Genomic DNA, 25,846 nt, shown 5'->3' with positions numbered 1-25,846 from the left:
ACTGGTGCCTTAGCTCAGTTGGTAGAGCAAAGGACTGAAAATCCTTGTGTCCCTGGTTCGATTCCTGGAGGCACCACCGAAAACCCGAACATTCGTTCGGGTTTTTTATTTAAACTTATTTCTGGAGATTAATTCTTCTTACTTTAAAACCAAATGGAGAGTCTATAATAAAATCCAATAACTCAAAATTTGATACAGCATAATCTACACAATAAAAAACTCGAAGCTTTCACTTCGAGTTTTATTTTTTATTTCAATTTAAATTTCATTTCTACTGGTAAGTGATCTGATGCTTGTCCAAAATCATTCAAGACTTTCCCTTCAACATAATCAATACTATCTTCTGTATAAAAGATATAATCTATACGTTCATATAAATCTTTAGTATCAAATGTATTTTCAGGGTTTTGATTATTAAACGCAGCATTACCTATACCCTCTTCTTTAAACATCTTCTGGATAATCGCTTCTTGATCTCTAGCTTTCGAATTAAAATCTCCTAATAAAATTGTTGGATAGCTATTTTTATATCTCTTAAAAACATTTAAAACATATTCAAACTGACGAACTCTTGTTGGTTTATCAAATGCTTCTAAGTGAATATTTATCACTACAACTTCTTTTCCTTCCAACATAACTTTAACTACTTGTACCAACCTATCTAAATACAAAGCGTCTCTGTAAAATGGACTATCTGGAACTCGCTCTAAAACAATACGTTCATAATCTTTTAACTTATACTTACTTAATATTGATTGTCCTGATACCACTTTTCCAAAATGCATACTTGGTGGCCAATATGGATATGGCAAATAACGCTCATCCCAATTTACTCCTCTAGCAATATAATTATAACCCAATTTTGAAAACTCATCTTCTTGATTAACTTCATAGGACCTAGATGCATTATAATCTATTTCTTGAAAAGCTATAATATCTGGCTGTACTTGATTTAACTCTTCTTTTACTTTCTTTAAATTAGAATCAAATAACTCTTTAGGCTTTGCTATTGGTAAATTATTTGTCATTCCACTCAAATAACCAACATTATATGTAACTATACTATATATAGAATCATTATCTATACTTTGTGAGTATTTATTTTCAATTAATTTTGAATACTCTTTTGCTTCCATGGTTGGAGATGATGCCCAAAAGAAAAAAACTGCAAACATTACAGCTACTAAAACAAGTAACCTTACCAAAACTCTGATTATATTTTTCATAAAATTTTAAAGAAATGTTAAAAACGTATTTCAAATTTAAACTTTTTTAAAGTAGCATAGTCATAGATGTGTAAATATTTAAAAAACTTAAAATTTTATAAAGATGAAGAAATTAATCGCACTATTTGTTTTAGCTGTTGGATTTACTTTAACAACTCAAGCTCAAAAAGGGAAAAAAGGTGATTTTGAAAAATTAACTGTAGAGCAACAAACTGAATTAGCTGTAAAAAAAATGACTTTAAAGTTAGATTTAACTGCGGCTCAACAACGTAAAATTAAACCTTTACTTGCTGAAAAAATAGCTAAACGTAAAGCTATGCACGAAAAAAGAAAAGCAATGAAAGAAAGCGGAAAAGAAAGAAAAAAATTAACAGCTAATGAACGTTTTGCTAAAAAAAGTGCTATGCTAGATGCTCAAATTGCTTTTAAAACTGATATGAAACGTATTTTAAATGAAAAACAATACGAAAGATTTGAGAAAATGGCTGCTAAAAAGAAGCACAAAGCAAAGAAAAAAATGAAGCGTAGAAAACATAAGAAAAAACATCATAAAAATGATGATGAAAAATAAAATTGATTAGTAGTAGTTTTTGATTGAAGGCCCAGTTTTGGAAACAAAACCGGGCTTTTTTTATTCTTTAAACCAGCTTGAATATTTCACATAATTGTTGGCTATTCTATCTATCTCTCCAGATATTAATTCTTTTGAAATATCTTTTACTTTTTTAGCTGGAACACCTGCATAAATACTACCGCTTTCAATTCTAGTATTTTTGGTCACCACTGCACCTGCTGCTATAATTGAGTTGGATTCAACAACACAATCATCCATAATAATACTTCCCATTCCTACTAAAACATTATCATGTATTGTACAGCCATGTACTATTGCATTATGCCCTATAGATACATTATTTCCTATTGTCGTTGGAGATTTTTGATATGTTGCATGAATTACTGCTCCATCTTGTACATTTACTTTATCTCCCATTTTAATATAATGAACATCTCCTCTTATTACTGCATTAAACCAAACGCTACACTCTTTACCCATCACTACATCTCCTACAATTGTTGCATTTTCTGCTACATAGCAATCTTCTGGTATTTGAGGCGATTTTCCATTTACTGATTTTATAATTTTCATTTTTATTCTAATATTATTGGATTAAATGTAACTGTATCTTTTTCTATAGTAACCACTACATGTTCTTCTAGAGGTATTCCTCTTGAATAATAACCATAATTCTTATTTACAACCTCATTATTCTTTTTGTAACTCAAATTATAACTTCCATCCACTGGAGGGATATCAGACATATCAACTATATAATTAAATTTTTCAAACGGTTTTAAAGTTATAAAGTTTAATGTTTTTTCTGAATTTGGAACTATTTTTAATGAATCAATAACAAATTCTGTATTATTAACTATTTCAAAGTTAACTTTTGTTCCATTAAAGTGACAAGAAGAAAAAATAAGTACTAAAATTAATAATGCAATCTTTTTCATTTCTATTTAAAATATGATAATAGGTTCGCTTTTTTTGATGATGAAACCATAATTTCCTGTCCATTAGATAAAATTACACTTCCTCCTTTTCCTTTTTTATACTTAACTATCATATTTACATTTACTAAGTACGATTTATGCACCCTCGCAAATGAACTTTCTTTTAATAATTCTTCAAAATACTTTAATGTCTTACTAACTAATTTTTTAGAGTTTAAAAAATGTATTTCAGTATAATTATCATCTGCTTTACAAAACTGAATATCGTTAATATCAATTACTTCAAATCCATCTTGCTGAGGAATCGTTATCTTCTCTGGTCCTAAACTATTTTTAGGTATCAATACTGTATTTTCTAATTCTTTTTCTCTTTCCTTTATTTCTGTTACTAAACTTACTGCCTTTATTAACTCATCTATTGAAATAGGTTTTAATAAATAGTATGTTGCTTGATTGTTTAACGCTTCTATTGCATAATGATCATAAGCTGTTACAAAAATTGTTTCAAATGTTTGACTGTGTATTCTATCTAATAAATCAAACCCATTTCCATAAGGCATTTCTACATCTAAAAACACTAAATCTAGCTCGTTATTTTCAATTAATTTTTGTCCGTCATCTATGTTACTTGCTTCTCCTACCAATTGAATATTTGGGCAATATTTTGATAAATAATTCCTTAATATATCTCTTCCTATTGCTTCATCTTCTATTATAATTGCTTTCAATTTCATTGCTCTTTTCTTTTTAAAATCATTTCTACTTTTGTCCCTTTTCCATCTTCTAACAAGTCAGAAATAGAAACTGCTATTCTATCTTTATACATATCATTCAAAATAGCTATTCTATTTTGAATTGTACTCATTCCTTTTGACTTCTGTTTTAGTTGGTGTTTAGTTTTCATTTCCTTGGATTTCTTTCGTCCAACACCATCATCTTGAATAGTTATGACAATACTTTGTTCATCATATTGATTCATAGAAATAACTAAATTTCCTTTCTCTTTTTTATATCGAAGCCCATGCCAAATTGCATTTTCTATATAAGGTTGTAATAACATTGGAGGAATGGTATAAGTATCTAATTTTATTTTTTCGTCAACAGAAATCAGATATTCAAATTTATCTTTAAATCGATTATGTTCAAGTTTTACGTAAAGCTCTAACAATTCAATCTCTTTAGTAAGCGGAATAAAATCTTCATCAGAATTCTCTAATACTGAACGCATTAACACTGAAAACTCTGATAAATATCTATTTGCACTACGTTCATCGTTTACCGCAATAAAATTATTTACTGAATTTAATGCATTGAATATAAAATGAGGATTCATTTGTGAACGCATCGATTTTAGTGCTAATAAATTATTCGCTAGCTTTTGTTCTTTATTGGTACGATGCATAAAATAGGCTAATAAGCACATTAATAAAATTCCTGCTATTAACGAATAAATTATTAATTCTTGACGTTTATTACTTTCTTGAGTTAATTGCTGATCCTTATAAGCTAAATCTATTTTATTATCTGCTAGTTCCTTATCTTTTTCTAAACTTGATATTCTATTTTGACTTTCTGCAATTCTCCTACCAAAACGTTTGATTTGTTGTATCTCTTGTTCTTTCCTTGAATATAGTGTGTCAACCAACTTAACATAACTTTGATAAGCTTCTAATGCTCCTTTATTGTTTCCTACTGATTCTAAAACTTCAGAAAGTTTACGAGTTGCATCTTTTTGAATAATAATATCTTCATTTTTATCAGCCTCTTCTATACTCTTTTTTAAATAGGGTATTGCCTCGTTATATTCCTCTTTTAAAATATAGGCATTTCCTATCTTATAATTTATTTTTTGGGAAGTGATAGAGTCTACTTGCGATTCTTTATCTTCTTCATTAACTATTATGTTTTTTGCATTTTTTAAACTCTCTTTCCTTAAATCAATTTCATCATCGTAACGCTGAGCTTGATTGTAGTAATCGGCAACTTTTTGTTGTACTTTCAAAGAATTAAATGTACGCCCAGCATTATCATAGGCATAATCCAAAGAATTTTTAAATAACGAATCTGCTTTCTTTTCTTCTCCTAACTCAACATAAACTTCTGCCAACCTAGCATTTAGGTCCGTTATTTTAGATTTAATTTGATTTTCTTGAGCTATTTTCAAAGCGCTTTTATAGTTATCTATAGCTTTATTAAACTCTAATAAATTTTTGTGCGTATCGCCTAAACCTTCATACGCTAGTAAACGATCATATTTACTTAATTTTCCTTTGAGTACTTTTTTATAATTTCTCTTTGCGTCTCCATTTTTTAAGGCTAATAGTTCTGTTTTAGCGAGCAATAACAATACTTTATTATCATTAACCTCTTTAATGGATGCCTTATAATTTTCTATGGCTAAATCATACTGTTTCCAATATGTATATATTTCTCCTAGCTCTTTGTAAGAAACAGATTTTCTTCTTTTCGTCTCACTTTCATTCAACATTTTCTCAACAAAAGTTAAACTTTTATCTAAGTTTTTTTGCTTATAAAATTTTACTGAATCGTAATATTTATCAAACAAATTAGCTTTTCTTTTCCTTATTCGATTTTCACTACTTTCAAAAGAAATCTTATTAAAACTATATTTTGAGTTTTTCTTTCCTTCAAAATTCTTTATTAAAACCTTTATATCTTCATTATCTTTTATGGTATAAAAAACAGTCATAAAATCTGGATGAGTAACCACAAGTTCATCTTTTGATTTTGCTCTAACAATATATCGATTTTGAGAATTTGAAAACGAAAACCTTCTCCCATTTACTGATACATCTGCATTTTTAATTACTTCTCCTGAATCATCATCAACAATTTTTACTTTTACCGAAAATTCTTTAGCATCAACCCCTTCATTTTGAGCAAAAACTAAAGAAACACTCAATAATAATAAAGTAAATATTATGTTTATTTTTTTATTCATCTTTCTTTTAATTAATGTAAACATACATACAAAAACTGAGTTCAAAAAATTGAAAACTCCCATAACTTCTTTAAAACACTGATCAAAAACCTCCTTTACTCATTTCCTAACCTTAGTTACTCAATAACATTAACGGTTTACTCATTTTCGTTTTTTTACCAATTAAGTTACTCTTAGTTTTGAAGTGATTAGCTACCAAACTATTAATAACTTAAAAACAAAAAAATTATGAAAACTCAAGTTTTGAATACCCTATTCGTTTTTGCTTTTTTATTTTCTATAGTTGGTTATGCTACTAATCCTAAGACTAAAAAACAAACCACCAAGGTTGCTTTATTATTAGATACAAGTAATAGTATGGATGGGCTTATTAATCAAGCAAAAGCTCAATTATGGGAAATTGTAAACGAATTATCTTATGCCAAATGTAATGGAGTAACTCCCAAATTGGAAATTGCATTGTATGAGTATGGTAACGATCAACTATCGTCTAAAGAAGGATATATTCGTCAGGTATTACAATTCACTAGTAACTTAGATGATATTTCTGAGCGTTTATTTTCTTTAACCACAAACGGAGGTAGTGAATTTTGTGGACAAGTTATTCAAACTTCTCTTAATGAACTAGATTGGGGTAAAAGAAAGGGTGATTTAAAAATGATTTTTATCGCAGGAAACGAACCTTTTACACAGGGTAAGTTAAACTATAAAGATGCTATTACCAATGCTAAAGAAAAAGATATCACTATTAACACCATTTTTTGTGGTGATTATAATTTAGGAATTTCTGGAATGTGGCAAGATGGAGCTATTTATGGTGGAGGTGATTACATGACTATAAATCATAATAAGCACATTGTTCATATAGTTACTCCTTATGACAAAGACATTATCATTTTAAACAAGAAACTAAACAAAACTTATATTCATTATGGAAATAAAGGATATTCTAAATATAGTAATCAAACAAAACAAGATTCTAATGCACTTACTTTAAATGAAGTAGTTGTTGTAAAAAGAGCTGTTACCAAAAGTTCTAAATTATATAAAAATGCTGAATGGGATTTAGTTGATGCTTCTGAAGAAAAAGAAATTGATTATAACGAACTAAAGAAAAAGCAACTTCCTAAACATTTGCAAAACAAGTCATCAAAAGAAATAAAAAAATATGTAGAAACTAAACGTAAAGAACGATTAGAAATTCAAAAAAAAATAAAAGAATTAGATAAAAAAAGAAAACTATACGTGGCTAAAAAACAACGTGAATCTTCTAAGAATAACGAGTTGGAAAGTGTTATGATTAAAGCTATAAAAAACCAAGCGAAAAAGAAAAACTACTCTTGGTAGGTTTAGTTTGATTAGTAGTTAGTTTCGAAGCGGAGTGGTACTCCGCTTTTTTTATTTTATTACTAATTTTTCTCCTATACTAATACTGTTACTTGTAAGTCCATTAGCTTCCTTAATTTTACTTACTGTAGTTTGGTATTTTCTAGCAATAGAATACAAAGTATCACCTTTTTGTACTTCATGATAGGCTGCATTAACTCTTTGAGGCTTTCTATAGTTTTTGTGCTTTATTCTATCGTATTTTGCCAAACCATACTTCTTTATAATACCTATTAATTTTTGCGGATAGCGTTTATCTGTTGCGTAACCTGCTCTACGTAAACCATAAGCCCATCCTTTATAATTTGTATGTCCTAATTTAAATAAACTTGCATAACGCTTACGAGTAAGCAAAAACTGTGAATGATCTTCGTATGAAGTTTCTGGATATTTATATTTTCTGAAACATTCTCCTTTTTCATCATCGTCATGAGTTACACTTTTTCCTTTCCAACCTCTATGACATTTGATTCCAAAATGGTTATTTGATCTTCTAGCCAAATCACTTCTTCCGCTTCCTGACTCTAATACCCCTTGTGCTAATGTTATACTTGCTGGGATATTGTGTTCGTGCATTTTTTTTACAGCAATTGGTGCAAATTTCTGAATATAAGCTACTGTATGATTTGCATTGGTTTTTAACGGCTTCTTTACCTGCTCTATTTGCGGTAACTCTGGTACAACTTCTTCAACCTCTTCCAAAACAATTTCTTTTTGCTTTGACTTGACTACATTTTTATTAGAACCACAACTTGCTAAAAATGTTGTACAAATTGCTATATAAAAAACTAACTTTATTCTCATTAAATGTTTATTATCTCTTGATTTTTATTCTTTAATTTTTGGTTTACCCCAGCTATTCCTTGTAAACCACCTGTATGAATTGCTAATATTTTCGTATTTCTTGGAAATTCATCTTTCTTCACCTTTTCTAGTATTCCAAACATCATTTTTCCTGTGTAAATTGGATCTAATGGAATATTTGTATTTTTTTTAAACTCATTGATAAAACGAATCAGTTCTGTATTAAATTTTCCATAACCTCCAAAATGATACTCACTTTCCAAATTCCAATTACCGATCCTTTTTACAAACTGCTGAATTTCTTCTTCTAAAAAACTTCCTTTTAGTGCTGGAAAACCAATTACTTTTTGATGTTCCTTTACAGATTCTATTAAACCAGAAATAGTACCTCCAGTACCAATTGCAGAGCAAATATAATCGAATTTTTCATCTTCTTTTGTTAAGATTTCTTTACAACCTTTTATTGCCAATTCATTAGTTCCTCCCTCTGGCACCAAATAAAAATCCCCAAACTCTTTTTGAAGTTCTTCTATAAAAGTTTTTTCTGTTTTTTGTTTATAAACTAATCGAGAAACAAATTTAAACTTCATCCCATTTTTAAAAGCCTCTCTTAGAGTTTCATTTTGAGCTAATGTTTTGTCTAAATCTATTCCCAGTTCATCTCCTCTTATTACTCCTATGGTTTTAAACCCAGACAATTTTCCTGCTATTGCTGTTGCTGCAATATGATTAGAAAATGCTCCTCCAAAAGTTAACAAAGTGCTTTTTTGTTGTTCTTTAGCTTTAGCTATATTGTATTTAAGCTTTCTGAATTTATTCCCTGAAACAAATGGGTGAATTTGATCTTCTCTTTTTATACAAAGTGTAACTTCTTTTTCTTCTAAAATAGGAAGAAGAACTTTTTGATTTTCGCTAAAAAAATCTTGTTCAAAAAAAAAGTTATTAAAACTACTCAATATTACTGTATTTGATACGCAAAAATACTAGATTTATTACTGAAAACTGGAACTTTTACATACTTGATTCTTTTAATATTTTATTAACAATAATTATTGCAACATACAATTAAGATAATCGTCTATTTTAAAATAAATATTTTTTAAATGCGATTTATACTCTTTTTACTTTTAACAATATCATACTCTATCACTTTTGCTCAAAATTTAAAAATAAAATCTTTCAAAAATGATAGCCTAATTATCATTAAAAAGAAACCTAAAAAAGGTTTTTATCATGATTATATTCTATTCATACCTAAAAAAACTCTTCTTAACAAATCAACTTTCTTACTTGTTGAACCAAATAACACAGGAAAAACATCTGATAATATAGAATTTCATAAAAAACATGCTATTGACCTTGCTTCAGTAAGTTCTGTTGGAAATAATATTTCTACAATGTTAAAAATCCCTTTGCTTGTCCCTGTTTTTCCAAGACCTAATTCTAAACCTCTAATGTATACTCATGCTTTAGATAAAGATGTAATGCTTGAAGAAACTCCTGAATTGAAACGATTAGACTTACAATTATTAGCAATGATAAATGATGCTAAAAACACTTTATCTTCCTTAAACATTAAAGTAGCTCCTAAAATTTTCATGAATGGTTTTTCAGCTTCAGCAACATTTACAAATCGTTTTTCCTTTATACATCCTCAAACAATTAAAGCCTTAGCTATTGGTGGATTTAATGGAGAACTTATGTTGCCTTTAAAGAAAATTAATAACGTTAGATTAGATTATCCTATTGGAATAATGAATTTTGAAAAACTCTTTCATCAAAAATTTGATTCTAAAGAATACAAACAAATTCCTCAATTTATCTATATGGGTAGATTAGATAAAAATGATGCTGTTCAATTTGATGATGCTTATGACCAAAATGAACGTAAAATAATAAATCAAAATATTGGAAAATCTGTTTATAAAAGATATTTAGAGTGTCAAAGAATATACCAAAACAATGATATTTCCCCTACTTTTAAAACTTATGAAAATGTAGGTCATTGGACTACTTCTGATATTAATTTTGAGGTTATAAAATTCTTTTTTAAACAAATGCAAAAGAATTAATATATCTTAGATTTCAACTTTATGAATACTTAAATGACACATAAAAATATTCAGATAAAACCAATTAAAACAAAAGATGTTTTACCCATACGCCATAAAGTTATGTGGCCCAATATGCCTATAAACTATGTTTCCATAGAAAACGATAAAGATGCTAGGCATTTTGGTTTATTTATAAATGAAGAATTAGTATCTGTTATTTCTTTATTTGTTAAAAATAAACAAGCTCAATTCAGAAAATTTGCAACATTAACCAAGTACCAAGGTTTAGGGTATGGTTCTTTTTTATTAAAACATATAATTACTTTAGTAAAAGAAGAAAAACTAAAAAAACTTTGGTGTAATGCTCGAGTAGAAAAATCTAAATTTTATACAAAATTTAATTTAAAAGTTACTGATAAACGATTTGTCAAAGGAGGAATTGATTACGTTATTATGGAAACATTTTTTCAATAATAATTAAGAATTAAAAAGCCCTTAATACTTATAAGGGCTTTTTTATTTAATAACTTTATTTACTTCCAAAAGTCTATAGAATCTTGGTCATTATTGTAATCTCCTATATAAGTGTTTTCCCAATATATTTCTCCTCCTTCAAGTTCAACAAAGACTCTGTAAAGTCCATTCTCAAACTTACTTGCATTTATACTTAATGAATTGGTAAGTTTTGTTGGTTTTATTTCATCAACTGCTTTGATTGCAACTTCATTAGCTGTGTATAAATCATTCGTTAAATAATCTTCAAAAACAACATTTTTAAATACACTTGTTGATTGTCCTCTCAAAATCCAAACCCTTAAAATATTTTTTTTAGAAATTAACTCAAAAGCATTGACTGCTGGTATTGGATACATCGTAACAATTTTATTCTTCACATATTTAGAAGGATTATTTTGATCTTTTTCTTTCTTATAAAACAACCCATTAGGATTTCCTAAATAACCTATTTCTAGCCCAAAATCATTTACTAATTTTATTCCCGTAACTATAGTCATATCTTTCATTTCATAGTTATCTTCATTACTACTACAAGATATTAGCACTAAAAGTGTGATGATTAAATACTTTTTCATTTTAATTATAATTTGCAATTTGTTCTTCAATTGTTTCCCATTCTTCCATTAAAGTATCAACCTCTGCCTTCTTTGCTTTATAGTTTTCAAAGAAATTAGGTTGAGAAGATACCTCTTCATAGTTTTGGGCTAATTCTAAGTCTATTTTTTCTATTTCTGCTTCGATATCAGCTATTCTATTTTCAATTTTATTTATCTTATTTTTTAGCTTTTTTATTTCTTTTTCTTGTTCTCTAGATAATTTATAGCTTTCCTTTTTTGAAGTCTCTTTCCCTTCTTTTACAACTGTTTTCTTTTCTGCATCACGTAAACTTTCCATTTTATGCTGCTCTAAGAAGTAATCAATATCTCCTAAATATTCTTTTATTACTTTGTCTTTAAAGCCATAAACTGTTGTAGTTAAACCTTGTAAAAAATCACGATCGTGGGACACTATAATTAATGTTCCTTCAAAGTTTTGAAGTGCTTTCTTTAGTACATTTTTTGAAGCTATGTCTAGGTGATTCGTAGGCTCATCCATTATTAACACATTGAAAGGTGATAATAATAATTTACATAATGCCAAACGATTTCGTTCTCCTCCCGATAATACTTTTGCTTTTTTATCAACTGCTTCTCCTCCGAATAAGAATGACCCTAACATATCTCTAACTCGTATTCTATTAGAGTCTGTTGCAGCATCTTCCATAATTTCCAATACTGTTTTTTCTGGTGGTAATTCTTCTGATTGATTTTGAGCAAAATATCCTATTTCTACGTTGTGCCCTAATTTTAAGTTTCCTTCAAACGGAATTTCTCCCACCATCATTTTGGCTAAGGTAGATTTCCCTTGTCCATTTTGACCAACAAAAGCTATTTTACTATTGCGCTCTATTAGTAAATCTACATTTTGAAGCACTTGTTTTTCTCCATAACTTTTGGCTAAATTTTCTGCTTCTACAATTATTTTACCTGGCTCTTTTGAAATTGCAAAACGAACATTCATTGTAGCATTATCATCTTGATCTACTTCAATACGTTCTACTCTATCAAGCTTCTTTATTAAGGATTGAGCCATTGCAGCCTTATTAGCCTTAGCTCTAAACTTCTCAATAAGCTTTTCTGTATGCTCAATTTCTTTTTGTTGATTCTTTTGCGCTTGTAATTGCTTTTCTTTTATTTCAGCACGTAGCTTTAAAAATTCCGAATAAGGCTTTTTGTAATCGTAAATTTGACCTAAAGATATTTCTATAGTTCTATTAGTTACATTATCTAAAAACATCTTATCATGCGAAACTAAAACTACTGCTCCTGCATAATTTTTTAAGAAGTTTTCTAACCAAATAATCGATTCAATATCTAAGTGGTTAGTAGGCTCATCCAGCAATAATATATCATTATTTTGCAATAATAATTTAGCTAATTCAATACGCATACGCCACCCTCCTGAGAAAGTATCCGTAAGTTTATCAAAATCTTCTCTTTGAAATCCTAGACCTTGTAAAATCTTTTCTGTTTCTCCCTGATAATTATAACCTCCCAACAACTCATAACGCTCTGTTTTTTCATTCAAGCTTATAATTAAATCATTATAAGCTTCACTTTCATAATCGGTTCGTTCGGCTAACTGTTGGTTAATTTCATCAAGTTCAAATTCTATTTCTTTAATTTCTGTAAATGCCTGATACGCTTCTTCTAATATTGTTCTACCATGAACAAAATCTATATCCTGACGTAAAAAACCTATTCGTACTTCTTTATCAAAAGCCATAGTACCTCCACTGCTTTCAATATCTTTAGAAAGCACTTTTAATAAAGTAGATTTTCCTGCTCCATTTTTCCCAATCAATCCTATTCTATCTCCTTTATTTAATTTAAAAGTGATTCCTGAGAATAAATCTGTTCCCATGAACGAAACCGATAAATTATGTACGTTTAACATAGTCTTTTTACGAATTACTTTGTTTTTGTAACTACTGTTACAAAATACTGTGTTATTTTTGTTGAAATTTGTGCAAACTTACAAAACGAAATAATTAATTAGGCCAATAATAAGATATGTTTGGAAAAGGAAGTAAACTATACAGTATTTTTAAAAGTAAATGCCCTCGTTGTCATGAAGGTGAGTTTTTTAAATATCGTATATCTTTCAATCCAAAAAAAATAACAACATTGCATGAAAATTGCCCTAAATGTAATTTAAAATACATGATGGAGCCTTCTTTTTTCTTTGGTGCAATGTATGTTAACTATGCTATTGCTGTTGCTTTGTTTGTTGGTATTTTTATTATAGCTAAAGTTTTCCTTGGACTCTCAATCTTAAAGAGTTTTATATCTATTGTAGTTGTTTCTCTATTATTAACTCCTATCAATTTACGCTTATCTCGTATTATCTGGATTAACCTCTTTGTATCATACAATAAAAAGGCTAAGGAATTACAATCTGAGAAATAACAATTTATTTTTCAAACCTTTTTATATCAATTTCTTTATCTAGTTTTTCACCTTTTTCTAAGTGTTTAAATAAGCTTGTAGCTATACTTGGGCCTATCATAACACCTCGAGTTCCTAAACCGTTTAAAACAGCTAATTGTTTATATTTAGGGTGTACTCCTACTAAAGGCCTTCTATCTTTTACTGTAGGTCTAATTCCTGCCAACTGATTGGTAACCGTGTATGGAACTGAAATTACTTTTTGTAGTTTATCTTCCAACTCTTTTCTTCCTTCCTTTGTAGGTAATGAAGTTTTATCTGTCCAATTAAATGTGGCTCCAACCTTGTAATAATCATTACCTAATGGCATTACAAACACACTAGATTTTAATAAGAAATTGATTTTTAATTCTGGTGCATGAATTGTTATCGTTTCTCCTTTTGCCTCTTTTAATGGAAGCTCATTAAAATATGGATTATTCTTTACTCCAAAACCTTCACAAAAAACAACTCTATTAGCAATGAAATTATTATAATTTACTTTTTCTCCTTTTAAAATTAGCTCTGAATGTTTAAAACTTTCATTTATTAACAAGTTCTTTTCATTCAAATACGCTTTATACAATTTTACAAGCGTTGTAGTATCAACTCTTCCTGTACCTTTTAATTCACCAAATCCAAAATCACCTACAATACCATCAATTTTTCCTTTTAACACCTTAGGAAGCATGTATTGAGCTAACATTGGCTTATCTGAAGCTATAAACCAATTGTTTTCATCCCCTATGCTATTGAACACTTTTTTCGTTGGAAATTCATAATCTAATTGAGTTGATAGTTTTTCTTCTAGATTTTTATAAAATGGCTTTGCTAATTCTATTTGTTTATGTCCATTCCAAACAGGCGTAAAACGTTTTAATATTACGGGATTATATACTCCGCCTGCTACTATAGAGGAGTTTTGTGAATTATCTTCAAAAACGACAAAACTCTTATTATTTCTTTCTAAGATTTCAGCAAACGATATCCCAGCTAAACCTAAACCTACTATAATATAATCAACCTCAATATTCATAGTTCAAAAATACTATTATTAAAACAAAAAAAGCGTTTGCAATGCAAACGCTTTTTAATTTATTCAATGAGAACTACTAGTAATTCCACATATCCATTTCTCTGTTACGAATTCCTTCTTTAATTCTATCAGCTTCTAATAATTGGAATAAAGAATTACCTCTTACATAATCTTTAATAGATCTGTCTCCGTAAATATTCTCTTCCTTTCTAACTGTAGAAGTAAATCTTCTCGCATTTAACAAGTTATCATAAGATAATGGTTGTGCTGAGTTTTCAGGATTAAATACTTTAGATGCATGTAAAGTTTCTCTTGCATCTGGAAAGAATACCCAAAATAAAGCATACTCTCCTTCATCCTCTATATCTGTACCTAAAATCTGTACATCTGGTCCCATTGGTGCTAAAGCTAACATACGATACTTAAGCTCTCCACCTCTTTTGTCGAAATACCAAATACCTTTAATTAAGTATCCTTTGATATCTGCAGACTGTACAGAGTATGGATCAATGTTTCCGTAACCATCATCACGCTCATTATAAGTCATAGATTTAATTTCATCCATTCCAATCTTAGTTGTAAAATAAGAATCACTATAAACCTCTTTAATCTCACCATTTTTGATACCCTTTAACAATGTATCAAATAATGAACGTCTTGTTAAACCTGCATTTGTAGTATCAATTGGATAGTAATAAGGTAAATTGATCTTTTGATTTAAATCAACATATTCCCACACCACTTTAGACCATAACACATCTCTATCGCTAATATAACCATAAGGAAGTGGCTTATCGTCCTCTGAAACAATTTGTGCTTCAGATTTAACTCCAATTTCATCTACCTTTTTAGCATTTAAGAGGTTAGCTTGGGCACTTACATAACTTGTTGTAGCAAGTGCAAATAAAACCATATAAAAACGCTTCCAATTCATACTTTAAATTTTTACTTATTAATTCGTAATTTCTATACTAACAGGTAATACTTTTTTGATTTTATAGTTAGAACCAGATACAGATGCTTTAATATCATAAATAGTAATTACATCATTTCTTCTTGCTCTACCTAATGCCTGTTTTGCTCTAGCTGTTAATTTAGTTCCATTAACTGGTACAGTTACCTGACCTGGTACTTTAATTTTAAAACTAGATACATTTAATCTTAAATCGAATAAGAAATCTGGTAAACCTGCACCTACATTAATTCTAGATACACTAGCTTTAGGCATTCTTACAGTACCATATTGACCTCTTACCATACCTACTGCTGGTGGTATGTCTTTAATTCTATATTTTTTTGGTGTGTTAATTTTCCCACCTCCTGGTAATTCAGCAGAAACTCTAATAGTTACTTCTCCGCCTTTACCTGGTCTCATAACATACTTGTCTCCTTTAACTTGTCTTAATCCTGGTGCAGAAGCTTTTACTTTGTTACTTGCTACCCCTGGTACAGAAATAGTTAATGGGTTTGGTAATCCACGGTATACTACATTCATTTTGTCTGCAGAAACCACAGCTTCGTTAGGCTTTGGAATTACAGAGTAACCTCCAACAATTGGAATAGTTACTAAAGAATCGTTTTCCATGAATTGGAACTCTCCTTCTAATGTCTTATCTCCTACAGACCCAGCTGGTCCATCTAAGATAACCTGTCCTGCCTTAATTTTGTCAGCTTCAATTTCTTTTCCGTTAACAATTACTTTTTCAGCAGTTAAATTATCATCTTTCTTACCTAAAACAATTTTACCTGATAATTTTTCACCTGGGTAATATGCATTCTTTTCAAAAAGAACCATTGCTTCATAATTCTTTAAAGAAACTGCACTTTCTAATTCACCTTGTAATAAAGCAGATAATGCATCAGATTCAGTTGCTTTAACGTCAGCTTGAATTTGAGTAAACTTAGTTAAAGATGCTACTAAAGGAAATCCTTCATAGTTATATTTCAACCAATCAATCTTTTTTCTGTCTTTATTAGTTACTTTATCTGTATTGAAACGAGCCTTAATAACTTCAGCTACTTCTGTTCCTTCTAATAAACCTGCAGCTTGGTTTCTAAACTCTTCAATTTTAGCAACGAACTCTTTTCCTTGCTTAGTTACTTTACCTCCTTTGAAGAAAAGTACATCTAAGAACTTAGATTTATCCATTGATTCATATGCTTTAGGATCTTTAACTCCTGCCATCATTTGAGTTTTTAAATCTCCAATGTACCCATATAAATCGTCAGCTAAAACTTTTAACTTATCAGTTTTTTCTTTAGCTTCTCCATACTGTTTAGCCTGTTCTTGAGCTTTTTGAGCTAAAGTAGCATACGCACTTGTGTTTTTTACTGTTGCTTTATCGTTTGCTTCTACAAGCTTCTCATTCATCAAACCGAAAGCAGATAATACCTCTTTACTCATATTCATTGCTAACATTGCAATAAATACCAGATACATTAGGTTAATCATCTTCTGCCTTGGTGATAGTTTTCCTCCTGCCATACTATAATTAGTTTGTTAGTTAATATTAATTAGATAAACTAATTATTTATTCGACATTGCTGTTAACATACCTCCGTATACTCCGTTTAAAGAAGATAAGTTAGTAGCTAACGATTCCATTTGTTCTTGTAAACGTTGAGAGTTTTCAACTAATGCAGAGTTTAAATCAGCTTGCTTACCAGCATTTTCTACTTGAGTAGAATATAATCCGTTTAAAGATTCTAATTTAGCAGCAGCCATTGCCATTTGCTCATTATATTGATTAGTTGATGCAATAGTGTTTGATGTAGAAGTTAATCCTTCTGCAGCTCCTTGGAAATTTTTAATACTGTCTCCTAAACTAGATACTAAGTTTGCGTCTAAACGAGCATCTCTTAAGATATCATCTAACTTTTGAGATAACATGCTTTGTGCTTCAGCTGGAGTAGCTTCTCCTTTTTTTCCTCCTAAAGACTCTCCGTCTGCTAATTCTGGATATACTTTTGTCCAGTCTAATTCATCTTCAACAGGTTCAAATGCAGAAATACCAAATACTAGTGCTTCTACGATCATACCTACCATTAATACTTCGTTTCCAAAAGGCCAGTGTAAGATTTTAAATAATGCTCCAATAATTACAACTGCGGCTCCTAAACCGTAAGCCATATTGAACATTTTTTTAGTTGATTTTGATTGTGCCATAATTCTTTTGATTTTTAAGGGAATTAATATTTATTCTTGTTTGTTATTTATTTACTGATTTTTGTTAGTACCTAAGTAATCTTGTACTGTTCTAAATCCGATGTAACTTCTTGCCGTATCTGCATATTCCCAGTCACGAGAACTTACTTCTAAGAAATACGCTACATCTTTCCATGATCCTCCACGGATGATTTTTCTTCTGTTTTCTTTGATTTCTACATTTGGATTCATTGTAGACCCCATGTAGTAAGACATTTGATTATAAGCTGTATTTGTCCATTCAGCAACATTACCTGCCATGTTATATAATCCATATTCGTTAGGGTTATATGAAACAGCTTCTACTGTATATAAAGCTCCATCTGCTGCATAATCTCCACGTACTGGTTTAAAGTTTGCTAAGAAACAACCTCTATCACTTGTTGTACTAGGACCTCCCCATGGGTATTTTGCATAGTTTAAACCTCCACGAGCAGCATACTCCCACTCTGCCTCTGTTGGTAATCTGAAGTTAGGTACTAAACCTAATTTCTTTCTAGATCTTTGGTATCTGTTTTTTGTTTTAGTTCTCCAGTGACAGAATGCTTTTGCTTGGTTCCAAGTTACTCCTACTACAGGGTAATTTTCGTAAGCTTTATGTGCAAAATATTCTTGGTGCATTGGATCATTGTATGAGTAGTTAAAATCTTTAATCCAAACTGTTGTATCTGGATATACATTGATTACCTCACTCTTCATAAAATCTTTTCTATTCTTACCTGTTCTTGCAGCTGCATCATTATCAAACCAGAAGTATCTGTAGTTTAATAATTTTGTATTAAAAGTTCTGATTCCGTTTAAAGCTTCGTCTTTTTTAATATATAAAGAATCCATTACTTCTACATAGTCAGCATCTGGATATTCTTGAACTTCCCAAACTAAATCTTCTTGCCAGTTTAAAGGTTTTAAAGAATCTAACCCTTCTCCTAACTCATAGTAATTTTCTCTCATATACTTCTCGTAAGGAGTTTCATTTACTGTGTCTTTAGAAGCAAAAGCATATAACTGTATACCTTGAGCATTTTTACCTGCATTTGCTGGATCTTCATCACCTCCTGAAGCAAACTCTGCTTGGTAAGCTAGTTTTGTTCTAGTAATTGAATCTCTTACCCAGTATACGAACTGTTTATATTCACTATTAGTAATTTCAGACTCATCCATATAAAACGGCTGAACAGTTACTGTCTTAGTTGGGGCATTCATAGCTCCTAAAGGGTCTTCATCTTGTTTACCCATTGTAAACGAACCTCCAGGGATTTTAGCCATTCCATATGGCTTTTCAGCAAACCATTTTCTTTTTGACTTTACTCCGACTAATTCTCCTCTATCTCCTCCGCCTGAACCACAAGAGTAAGCGATAGATACTAATAATGCAAGTACTGCTATTTTCTTCATATTATTCCTTTCTTAAAAAAGAGGCGTAAACCTATTATTTTTTTTATTAAAAAACAATTACGTATTATATTTTTTTACCATTTAAAAGACAACTCTCTTTTAAACAAGCTTTTGCAAAGCTTTAAACCATCTATTAGGCATTTTTTGCTTAAGTGCCTGTTCATAATCTTGATAGTTACATGGTATTAACGCATGTCTTTTGTGTTTATTATTCGATATTAAATTTATTTCCATCCACCAACGACCTGTTTTATCACTTTTGTAAAAATTTATTGGATCGTCATCGTTCAAAAGAACTGTAAATTTTTGATATTTTTCTTTAGTTACAAAAGGATAATCTTTTGCTCTGTAATTTACTCCTTCTATAAAATACCAAATCATTTGAGCAATTAAATTCGCTGTTTGATAATTTGAATCTAATCTGCTATTGTATTCATATATTCCAAAAGAAGTAACTTTATCGCTTATACCAGCATATCTAGTTATAGCACATATATCTTCACCATAAAATCCATTTGGTGAGGCATTACTATTTGCTGGAGCTTCGCTTTGACGTATACAGCCAATATCTATACTTACAATATCAGCATCTCTCATTATAGGTTCTACTAAAGTAACATTCTTTACTTCACCTAATCTAAAAGCATCAAAATATAACTTATCTAGTAAGTCAATTTCTTCTTGTGAATTAAAATAAGTTTGATATCCTATATTACTATAGTTAAATAAGTTATTAGGCTGCTCCATTATCACTTTACTTAAAAAGGATCTTGAAGACATTTCCTCGTCTATAGAACCTAAATCAAAACGGCTGTCTACTGATACTAAGTTAACTGTTTGCTCTAAAGCATCGTAAGCTCTATAATTAGCATAAGTAACATCTTGACTTCCACCTATTATAATAGGTAAGATATTTTTTTTGATTAAAAACTCTACGGAAGAACTCACAGCAAAGTAAGTATCTTTAACTGTATTACCTTGTTCTATATTACCTAAGTCAGCAATTTTTGTTTTCCATTTACCTGGAAACAATTCATACAACTTTTTACGTATATGTTGTAAGTCGTTACCACAACCCTCATTATTTTCAGCTCCTCTACCATCTTTTACACCAAGAATAGCTATGGTTACCCCTGATAAATTAGGGAAACCATCTTCGGCTGTGTGTAAACTAATATTTTGACCCAATGCAGATGTTGGCTGTGACAATACATGCTCAACTACAGCATCTTTTATTGGTTTAAAAAAATCGTAATTCATCTTTAAGGGGATCAGATTAACGAATTCGCAATATACTAAACTATTTTTTTCTAAAAGCTACTTTATTTTTTTTTAGTGGTTTTCCTCTTAGTTGTTTTCTTTTTTGGAGTTTTCGCCTCTATCATTTTTACAGCTTCTTCTTGAGTTAACTTCTCAATCTCAGTGGTTTTAGGCAGTTCAACTTTAATTTTACCTTTGATAACATTAAAACGACCCCAACGAGCTTTTTCTACTCGAATACCCACTTCTTCAAAATTATGAATTAGTTTTTCGCGTTCTTTTCTCTTTTTATCTTCAATTAACGCTTCTAAATCTTCCTGAGAAAGATTATCAAAGTCGTATTTTTTATTTACGTTTATAAAAATTGAATTCCATTTAATAAATGGCCCAAAACGTCCAACTCCTTTTTGAATTGGCATACCTTCATATTCACCTATCGGCGCATCAGCTTTTCTTTTAGCTTCAATTAACTCAATAGCTCTATCCATATCTACAGACATTGGATTCTCACCCTTATCTAAAGATACATATTTTCCATCAAATTTTATATAAGGTCCAAAACGACCATTTGCTACAACTACCTCTAAATTATCGTATTCACCTAATGTTTTCGGCAATTTAAACAAATCCATTGCCTCTTCATAAGTAATCGAATTCATTGTTTGATCTCCTTGTAAGCTCGCAAAACGTGGCTTTTCTTCATCAGTAGCCTCACCTATTTGCACCATTGCACCGTAACGTCCTAAACGTACATAAACATTCTTACCACTTTCTGGATCTACTCCTAACAAACGTTCTCCTTTAGCTCTTTCAGCATTTGCAGCAACATCTTCCACAACAACATGGAAATCTTGATAGAAATCCTTTATCATAGCTGTCCAATCTTCTTTTCCTTCAGCTATCTCATCAAAATCACTTTCTACCTTGGCTGTAAAACCATAATCAAGAATTGCATCAAAATTAGCAACTAAGAAATCATTTACAATATTACCTATATCAGTAGGAACTAGTTTTCCTTTATCTGACCCTACTCTTTCTGTTAATAATTCTTCTTTAACAGCCTGATTAGCCAAACGTAACTGAACATAGTTCCTTTCTTTTCCTTCTACTGTTCCTTTTTCTATATACTCTCTACGTTGGATTGTAGAAATTGTTGGTGCATACGTAGACGGACGTCCAATCCCTAATTCTTCTAAACGCTTTACTAAAGCTGCCTCTGAAAACCTTGCTGGAGGACGTGAATAACGTTCTGTTGCTGTAATATATTCATTCCCTAAAACTTCTTTAACACTCATTTTAGGTAACATTCCTGCTTGCTCTTCTTCCTCATTATCTGTTCCTTCTAAGTAAACCTTTAAGAAACCTTCAAATGTGATAACCTCTCCATTTGCAGTGAATTGTTTATCGTTTTTAGTATTATCTATTTTTACAACTGTTCTTTCTAGTTGTGCCTCACTCATTTGTGATGCTAAAGTTCTTTTCCAAATTAAACTGTACAATCTAGTTTGATCATACTCTCCTGTAATTTCATGATTCTCCATGTTAGTTGGACGAATCGCCTCGTGAGCTTCTTGTGCTCCTTTAGATTTATTTGAAAAATTACGTGGTTTGCTATACTCTTCTCCATAAGACGCTATAATCTCAGCTTGTGCAGCATTTTTAGCATCATCTGATAAGTTTACGCTATCCGTTCTCATATAAGTAATCAAACCGGCTTCATATAAACGTTGAGCAACCATCATGGTTTTAGCTACTGGAAAACCTAATTTTCTTGAAGCTTCTTGTTGTAATGTTGATGTTGTAAACGGTGGTGCTGGAGATTTCTTTGCTGGCTTTTTCTGTAAATCAGCAACTGAGAATTCAGCATCTAAACATGAATTTAAAAAGTCTTCTGCCTCTTTCTTTTCTGTAAAGTTCTTAGCTAATTTTGCTTTAAACTTTTTACCATTTTCATTTATAAATTCAGCATCTACTCTATATGATGCAACTGGTGTGAATCCTTCTATATCTCGTTCACGTTCTACAATTAAACGTACTGCTACCGATTGTACTCTACCAGCCGATAATCCTCCTTTCACTTTTCTCCATAACACTGGTGAAAGTTCGTAACCTACTAATCTATCTAATACACGACGTGCTTGTTGTGCATTTACTAAATTGTAGTTAATATCTCTTGGGTTTTCAACCGCTTTTAAAATGGCTTTTTTAGTAATCTCATGAAAAACAATTCGTTTTGTCTTCTCCTCTTTTAATTTTAATTGCTCAGCCAAGTGCCACGCAATAGCTTCTCCCTCGCGATCCTCATCACTTGCTAACCAAACAGTTTCTGCTTTCTTTGCTAAATCTTTCAGTTTTTTTACAACTGCTTTTTTATCTGTAGAAACAATATACTTTGGTTTAAAATCTCCTTCTACATTTACACCTAGCTCTTTGGAAGGCAAATCGGCAATGTGACCAAAACTCGATTCGACTTGAAAGTCTTTACCTAAAAACTTTTCAATTGTTTTTGCTTTTGCTGGTGACTCAACTATTACTAAATTTTTTGCCATATGTATTTCTCTTAATCTCTTTTCACACCATATTAATAAGAACACGGTGTTTTCAATTTGCAAAAGTATGTAGTTTTTTTTTAACGGAAGATTTTTCTGCAAACTTTACTATTTATTAACTTTAAAAAGTATTCATGCCAATTTGTCACAAGTTACCCTTTTTGGTTGTATCTTTGCAGACTATTTATTACGATTTTAGCATTTATGGAACACGTAGAGAAGGTAATTGACGAAGATAAACAAGGGAAACCTCTTGTAATTGAACAGAAAGAAGGAAACAGCAAAAAGCTTTTTATCGAAAGTTATGGTTGTCAAATGAACATGAACGATAGTGAAATCGTTGCTTCTATTTTAGCTGAACAAGGTTTTAACACAACCCAAAGTTTAGAGGACGCTGATTTAGTTTTAGTAAACACATGCTCTATTAGAGAAAAAGCTGAGACCACTGTTCGTAATCGTTTGAAAAAGTACAACGCAGTTAAAAAAGTAAACCCAACAATGAAAGTTGGTGTTTTAGGTTGTATGGCTGAACGTTTAAAGGAAAAGTTTTTAGAAGAAGAAAAGATTGTTGACCTAGTTGTTGGACCAGATGCTTACCGTGACTTACCTAATTTAATTGAAGAAGTTGATGCAGGTAGAGATGCTGTAAATGTGATTTTATCTAAAGAAGAAACTTATGCTGATGTTTCCCCAGTACGTTTAAATTCAAATGGAGTTTCTGCTTTTGTTTCTATTACACGTGGTTGTGATAATATGTGTACATTTTGTGTAGTACCTTTTACTCGTGGACGTGAACGTAGTCGTGACCCTCAAAGTATTATTGAGGAAATTGGTTCTATGGTTGATAAAAATTTCAAAGAAATTACTTTACTAGGTCAAAACGTAGACTCCTATTTATGGTATGGTGGTGGATTAAAGAAGGACTTTAAAAAAGCTTCTGAATTAGCACAAGCTACTGCTGTTGATTTTGCTCAACTTTTAGACATGTGTGCAACTGCCTATCCTAAGACCCGTTTTCGTTTTTCTACATCTAACCCTCAGGATATGAGTTTAGATGTAATCCATACAATGGCTAAGCACAAAAACATTTGTAAATACATTCACTTACCAGTTCAAAGTGGAAGTAACAACATGTTAAAAGCCATGAATCGTCAACACACACGTGAAGAGTATATCGAGTTAGTAGATAATATTTTCAGAATTATCCCAGAAATGGCTTTAAGTCAAGATATGATTGCTGGTTTTTGTGGAGAAACTGAACAAGACCATCAAGATACTTTAGATTTGATGCGCCATGTAAAATACGACTTCGGTTTTATGTTTGCTTACTCTGAAAGACCAGGAACTTTAGCTGCTAAAAAAATGCCTGATGATGTTCCTTTAGATGTTAAGAAAAGACGTTTACAAGAAGTAATCGACTTACAACAAGAACATAGTTTATATAGAACTCGCCAACATTTAGGAAAAGTAGAAGAAGTTTTAATTGAAGGAACTTCTAAAAAGAACCCTAACGAATGGAAAGGTAGAAATACTCAAAACACAGTAATTGTATTTCCTAAAGAGCATTATAAATTAGGTGATTTTGTAAATGTTAAAGTTGAAGACTGTACTTCTGCTACGTTAAGAGGAACTGCAGTTGGATACTCTGATAATAATTAAATTTTAAAATAAATAATGGAAAACCTACAAGCTATAAAACAACGTTTTGGAATCATTGGTAACGATTTACATTTAAATCGCGCCATAGAAAAAGCCATACGCGTTGCTCCTACCGATATTTCGGTTTTAGTTACTGGAGAAAGTGGTGTAGGTAAAGAAAATATTCCTAAAATAATTCATCAACTATCACACAGAAAACATGCAAAATATATTGCTGTAAACTGTGGTGCAATTCCTGAAGGAACCATTGATAGCGAATTGTTTGGTCATGAAAAAGGAGCCTTTACTGGAGCAACTGCTACACGTAAAGGTTATTTTGAAGTTGCAGACGGAGGTACCATTTTTTTAGATGAAGTTGGTGAACTTCCGTTAACAACTCAAGTACGTTTATTACGTGTACTTGAAAATGGAGAATTTATTAAAGTTGGTTCTTCTCAAGTACAAAAAACAAATGTTCGTATAGTTGCTGCCACCAATGTAAATATGCATCAAGCTATTTCTAAAGAGAAGTTCCGAGAAGATTTATATTATCGTTTAAGTACTATTGAAATAGGCTTACCTGCATTACGTGATAGAAACGAAGACATTCATTTATTATTTAGAAAGTTTGCCTCAGATTTTGCTCAAAAATATCGAATGCCTACTATTCGTTTAGATCAAAACGCTGTAAAAATGTTATTAAGTTATCGTTTTCCAGGTAATATACGTCAGTTAAGGAATATTGCTGAACAAATTTCAGTAGTAGAGGAAACTAGACTTATAACTCCCGAAAAACTAGTACAATACCTACCTAATAATAAAGGAAACTTACCAGCTATAGTTGGAGGACAATCAAGTAATTCAGATTTTGCAAATGAACGTGACATTATGTATAAAATTTTATTTGACATGCGTAATGACATAAATGACTTGAAAAAATTGACTTTAGATTTGATGCAAAATGGTAACTCTGAACAGGTACAAGCAGAAAACCATCAATTAATACAAAAGATATATCAAGAACAAGAATTACCTGAAACACAAAATGTCGAGGTTGTTCAAATACCACAATCTTCTACCGTTCCAAGCAATTACGAATATGCTGAAACAATAGAAGAGGATGAAAACTTATCATTGCAAGAAAAAGAAATTGAAATGATTAAGAAATCATTAGAAAAAAACAGTGGTAAACGTAAATTAGCTGCTAAAGAATTAGGTATTTCTGAAAGAACATTATATCGAAAAATTAAACAATACGATTTATAATCTAGTTAACA

23 protein-coding genes and 1 tRNA gene are annotated in these 25,846 nt (G+C 30.6%); 8 read left to right on the top strand and 16 right to left on the bottom strand.

What is annotated here, in order from left to right:
* Nucleotides 1–3 precede the first annotated feature (3 nt).
* Nucleotides 4–76, top strand: a tRNA-Phe gene (locus tag Q0958_RS16630).
* 172 nt (nt 77–248) lie between these two features.
* Here the strand turns inward: Q0958_RS16630 and Q0958_RS16625 are convergent.
* Entirely contained in the window at nt 249–1,226 is a 978-nt protein-coding gene (locus Q0958_RS16625) for an endonuclease/exonuclease/phosphatase family protein (protein WP_299125088.1), read from the bottom strand.
* Between the two features lie 103 nt (nt 1,227–1,329).
* On the opposite strand from Q0958_RS16625, the gene Q0958_RS16620 reads away from it, so the two are divergent.
* Nucleotides 1,330–1,797 carry a hypothetical protein gene (locus Q0958_RS16620; protein ID WP_299125085.1) on the top strand — a complete coding sequence of 156 codons (468 nt, stop codon included), beginning with the start codon at nt 1,330–1,332 and terminating at the stop codon, nt 1,795–1,797.
* A 60-nt stretch (nt 1,798–1,857) separates the two neighbouring features.
* Here the strand turns inward: Q0958_RS16620 and Q0958_RS16615 are convergent, their stop codons facing one another.
* The 4 genes from Q0958_RS16615 to Q0958_RS16600 are packed head-to-tail and all read right to left on the bottom strand — an operon-like array spanning nt 1,858 to nt 5,700.
* On the bottom strand, nt 1,858–2,373 hold the full coding sequence (locus tag Q0958_RS16615; RefSeq protein WP_299125083.1) for a gamma carbonic anhydrase family protein: 516 nt from the start codon (nt 2,371–2,373) through the stop codon (nt 1,858–1,860).
* A gap of 2 nt (nt 2,374–2,375) precedes the next feature.
* The gene (locus Q0958_RS16610; RefSeq protein WP_299125081.1) at nt 2,376–2,738 is read right to left on the bottom strand and encodes a hypothetical protein; all 363 of its coding nucleotides are present in this window, start codon (nt 2,736–2,738) and stop codon (nt 2,376–2,378) included.
* Nucleotides 2,739–2,740: 2 nt separating this feature from the next.
* Complete coding sequence (locus tag Q0958_RS16605; protein WP_299125079.1) at nt 2,741–3,472, bottom strand: LytTR family DNA-binding domain-containing protein; 732 nt, start codon at nt 3,470–3,472, stop codon at nt 2,741–2,743.
* The gene (locus Q0958_RS16600; RefSeq protein ID WP_299125077.1) at nt 3,469–5,700 is read right to left on the bottom strand and encodes a histidine kinase; all 2,232 of its coding nucleotides are present in this window, start codon (nt 5,698–5,700) and stop codon (nt 3,469–3,471) included. The genes Q0958_RS16605 and Q0958_RS16600 overlap by 4 nt, the downstream gene beginning before the upstream one ends.
* A 228-nt stretch (nt 5,701–5,928) precedes the next feature.
* Here Q0958_RS16600 and Q0958_RS16595 point away from each other — a divergent pair, with 228 nt between their 5' ends.
* Nucleotides 5,929–7,047, top strand: a complete 1,119-nt coding sequence (locus tag Q0958_RS16595; protein WP_299125075.1) for a VWA domain-containing protein — start codon at nt 5,929–5,931, stop codon at nt 7,045–7,047.
* Between the two features lie 51 nt (nt 7,048–7,098).
* Here Q0958_RS16595 and Q0958_RS16590 read toward each other — a convergent pair whose 3' ends face one another.
* Together Q0958_RS16590 and Q0958_RS16585 are read right to left on the bottom strand one after the other, a co-directional pair.
* Nucleotides 7,099–7,890 (bottom strand): glucosaminidase domain-containing protein, encoded by a 792-nt coding sequence (locus Q0958_RS16590; RefSeq protein ID WP_299125073.1) that lies wholly within the window; start codon nt 7,888–7,890, stop codon nt 7,099–7,101.
* Nucleotides 7,890–8,777, bottom strand: a complete 888-nt coding sequence (locus Q0958_RS16585) for a pyridoxal-phosphate dependent enzyme (protein ID WP_299125094.1) — start codon at nt 8,775–8,777, stop codon at nt 7,890–7,892. Before Q0958_RS16585 ends, Q0958_RS16590 begins: the two co-directional genes overlap by 1 nt.
* 216 nt (nt 8,778–8,993) lie before the next feature.
* Here Q0958_RS16585 and Q0958_RS16580 point away from each other — a divergent pair, with 216 nt between their 5' ends.
* Nucleotides 8,994–9,962, top strand: a complete 969-nt coding sequence (locus Q0958_RS16580) for a hypothetical protein (RefSeq protein WP_299125071.1) — start codon at nt 8,994–8,996, stop codon at nt 9,960–9,962.
* A 33-nt stretch (nt 9,963–9,995) separates the two neighbouring features.
* On the top strand, nt 9,996–10,418 hold the full coding sequence (locus tag Q0958_RS16575; RefSeq protein ID WP_299125069.1) for a GNAT family N-acetyltransferase: 423 nt from the start codon (nt 9,996–9,998) through the stop codon (nt 10,416–10,418).
* 59 nt (nt 10,419–10,477) lie between these two features.
* Here Q0958_RS16575 and Q0958_RS16570 read toward each other — a convergent pair whose 3' ends face one another.
* On the bottom strand, nt 10,478–11,035 hold the full coding sequence (locus Q0958_RS16570) for a hypothetical protein (RefSeq protein WP_299125067.1): 558 nt from the start codon (nt 11,033–11,035) through the stop codon (nt 10,478–10,480).
* Between the two features lies 1 nt (nt 11,036).
* Complete coding sequence (locus tag Q0958_RS16565) at nt 11,037–12,956, bottom strand: ABC-F family ATP-binding cassette domain-containing protein (protein ID WP_299125065.1); 1,920 nt, start codon at nt 12,954–12,956, stop codon at nt 11,037–11,039.
* Nucleotides 12,957–13,072: 116 nt separating this feature from the next.
* Here Q0958_RS16565 and Q0958_RS16560 point away from each other — a divergent pair, with 116 nt between their 5' ends.
* Nucleotides 13,073–13,468 carry a DUF983 domain-containing protein gene (locus Q0958_RS16560; RefSeq protein ID WP_150900119.1) on the top strand — a complete coding sequence of 132 codons (396 nt, stop codon included), beginning with the start codon at nt 13,073–13,075 and terminating at the stop codon, nt 13,466–13,468.
* A 4-nt stretch (nt 13,469–13,472) separates the two neighbouring features.
* On the opposite strand, the gene Q0958_RS16555 is transcribed toward Q0958_RS16560, so the two are convergent.
* The 7 genes from Q0958_RS16555 to topA all read right to left on the bottom strand — a co-directional run bounded on the left by Q0958_RS16555 (nt 13,473) and on the right by topA (nt 22,931).
* Nucleotides 13,473–14,522: an FAD-binding oxidoreductase gene (locus tag Q0958_RS16555; RefSeq protein WP_366140167.1), complete on the bottom strand. Its 1,050-nt coding sequence runs from the start codon at nt 14,520–14,522 to the stop codon at nt 13,473–13,475.
* A 76-nt stretch (nt 14,523–14,598) separates the two neighbouring features.
* Entirely contained in the window at nt 14,599–15,456 is an 858-nt protein-coding gene (gene gldN, locus Q0958_RS16550; RefSeq protein ID WP_299125062.1) for a gliding motility protein GldN, read from the bottom strand.
* Between the two features lie 18 nt (nt 15,457–15,474).
* Nucleotides 15,475–17,007, bottom strand: coding sequence for a gliding motility protein GldM (gene gldM, locus Q0958_RS16545; RefSeq protein WP_299125059.1), 1,533 nt, complete (start codon nt 17,005–17,007; stop codon nt 15,475–15,477).
* Between the two features lie 42 nt (nt 17,008–17,049).
* Nucleotides 17,050–17,688 (bottom strand): gliding motility protein GldL, encoded by a 639-nt coding sequence (gene gldL, locus Q0958_RS16540; protein ID WP_299125057.1) that lies wholly within the window; start codon nt 17,686–17,688, stop codon nt 17,050–17,052.
* 51 nt (nt 17,689–17,739) lie between these two features.
* Complete coding sequence (gldK, locus tag Q0958_RS16535; protein ID WP_299125054.1) at nt 17,740–19,122, bottom strand: gliding motility lipoprotein GldK; 1,383 nt, start codon at nt 19,120–19,122, stop codon at nt 17,740–17,742.
* Between the two features lie 99 nt (nt 19,123–19,221).
* Nucleotides 19,222–20,382, bottom strand: coding sequence for a formimidoylglutamase (locus Q0958_RS16530; RefSeq protein ID WP_299125052.1), 1,161 nt, complete (start codon nt 20,380–20,382; stop codon nt 19,222–19,224).
* 62 nt (nt 20,383–20,444) lie between these two features.
* A complete protein-coding gene (gene topA / locus Q0958_RS16525) occupies nt 20,445–22,931 on the bottom strand; it encodes a type I DNA topoisomerase (RefSeq protein WP_299125050.1) in 2,487 nt (828 codons plus the stop codon).
* A gap of 204 nt (nt 22,932–23,135) precedes the next feature.
* Here topA and miaB point away from each other — a divergent pair, with 204 nt between their 5' ends.
* Complete coding sequence (miaB, locus tag Q0958_RS16520; protein WP_299125048.1) at nt 23,136–24,590, top strand: tRNA (N6-isopentenyl adenosine(37)-C2)-methylthiotransferase MiaB; 1,455 nt, start codon at nt 23,136–23,138, stop codon at nt 24,588–24,590.
* 15 nt (nt 24,591–24,605) lie between these two features.
* Nucleotides 24,606–25,835 (top strand): sigma-54 dependent transcriptional regulator, encoded by a 1,230-nt coding sequence (locus tag Q0958_RS16515; protein ID WP_299125046.1) that lies wholly within the window; start codon nt 24,606–24,608, stop codon nt 25,833–25,835.
* Nucleotides 25,836–25,846 lie beyond the last annotated feature (11 nt).

Origin of the sequence: uncultured Tenacibaculum sp., assembly GCF_947499065.1 — a bacterium.
Taxonomy (GTDB): domain Bacteria; phylum Bacteroidota; class Bacteroidia; order Flavobacteriales; family Flavobacteriaceae; genus Polaribacter.
The sequence above is the reverse complement of the archived record's forward strand: the minus strand, read 5'-3'. Positions and strand labels throughout refer to the sequence as shown.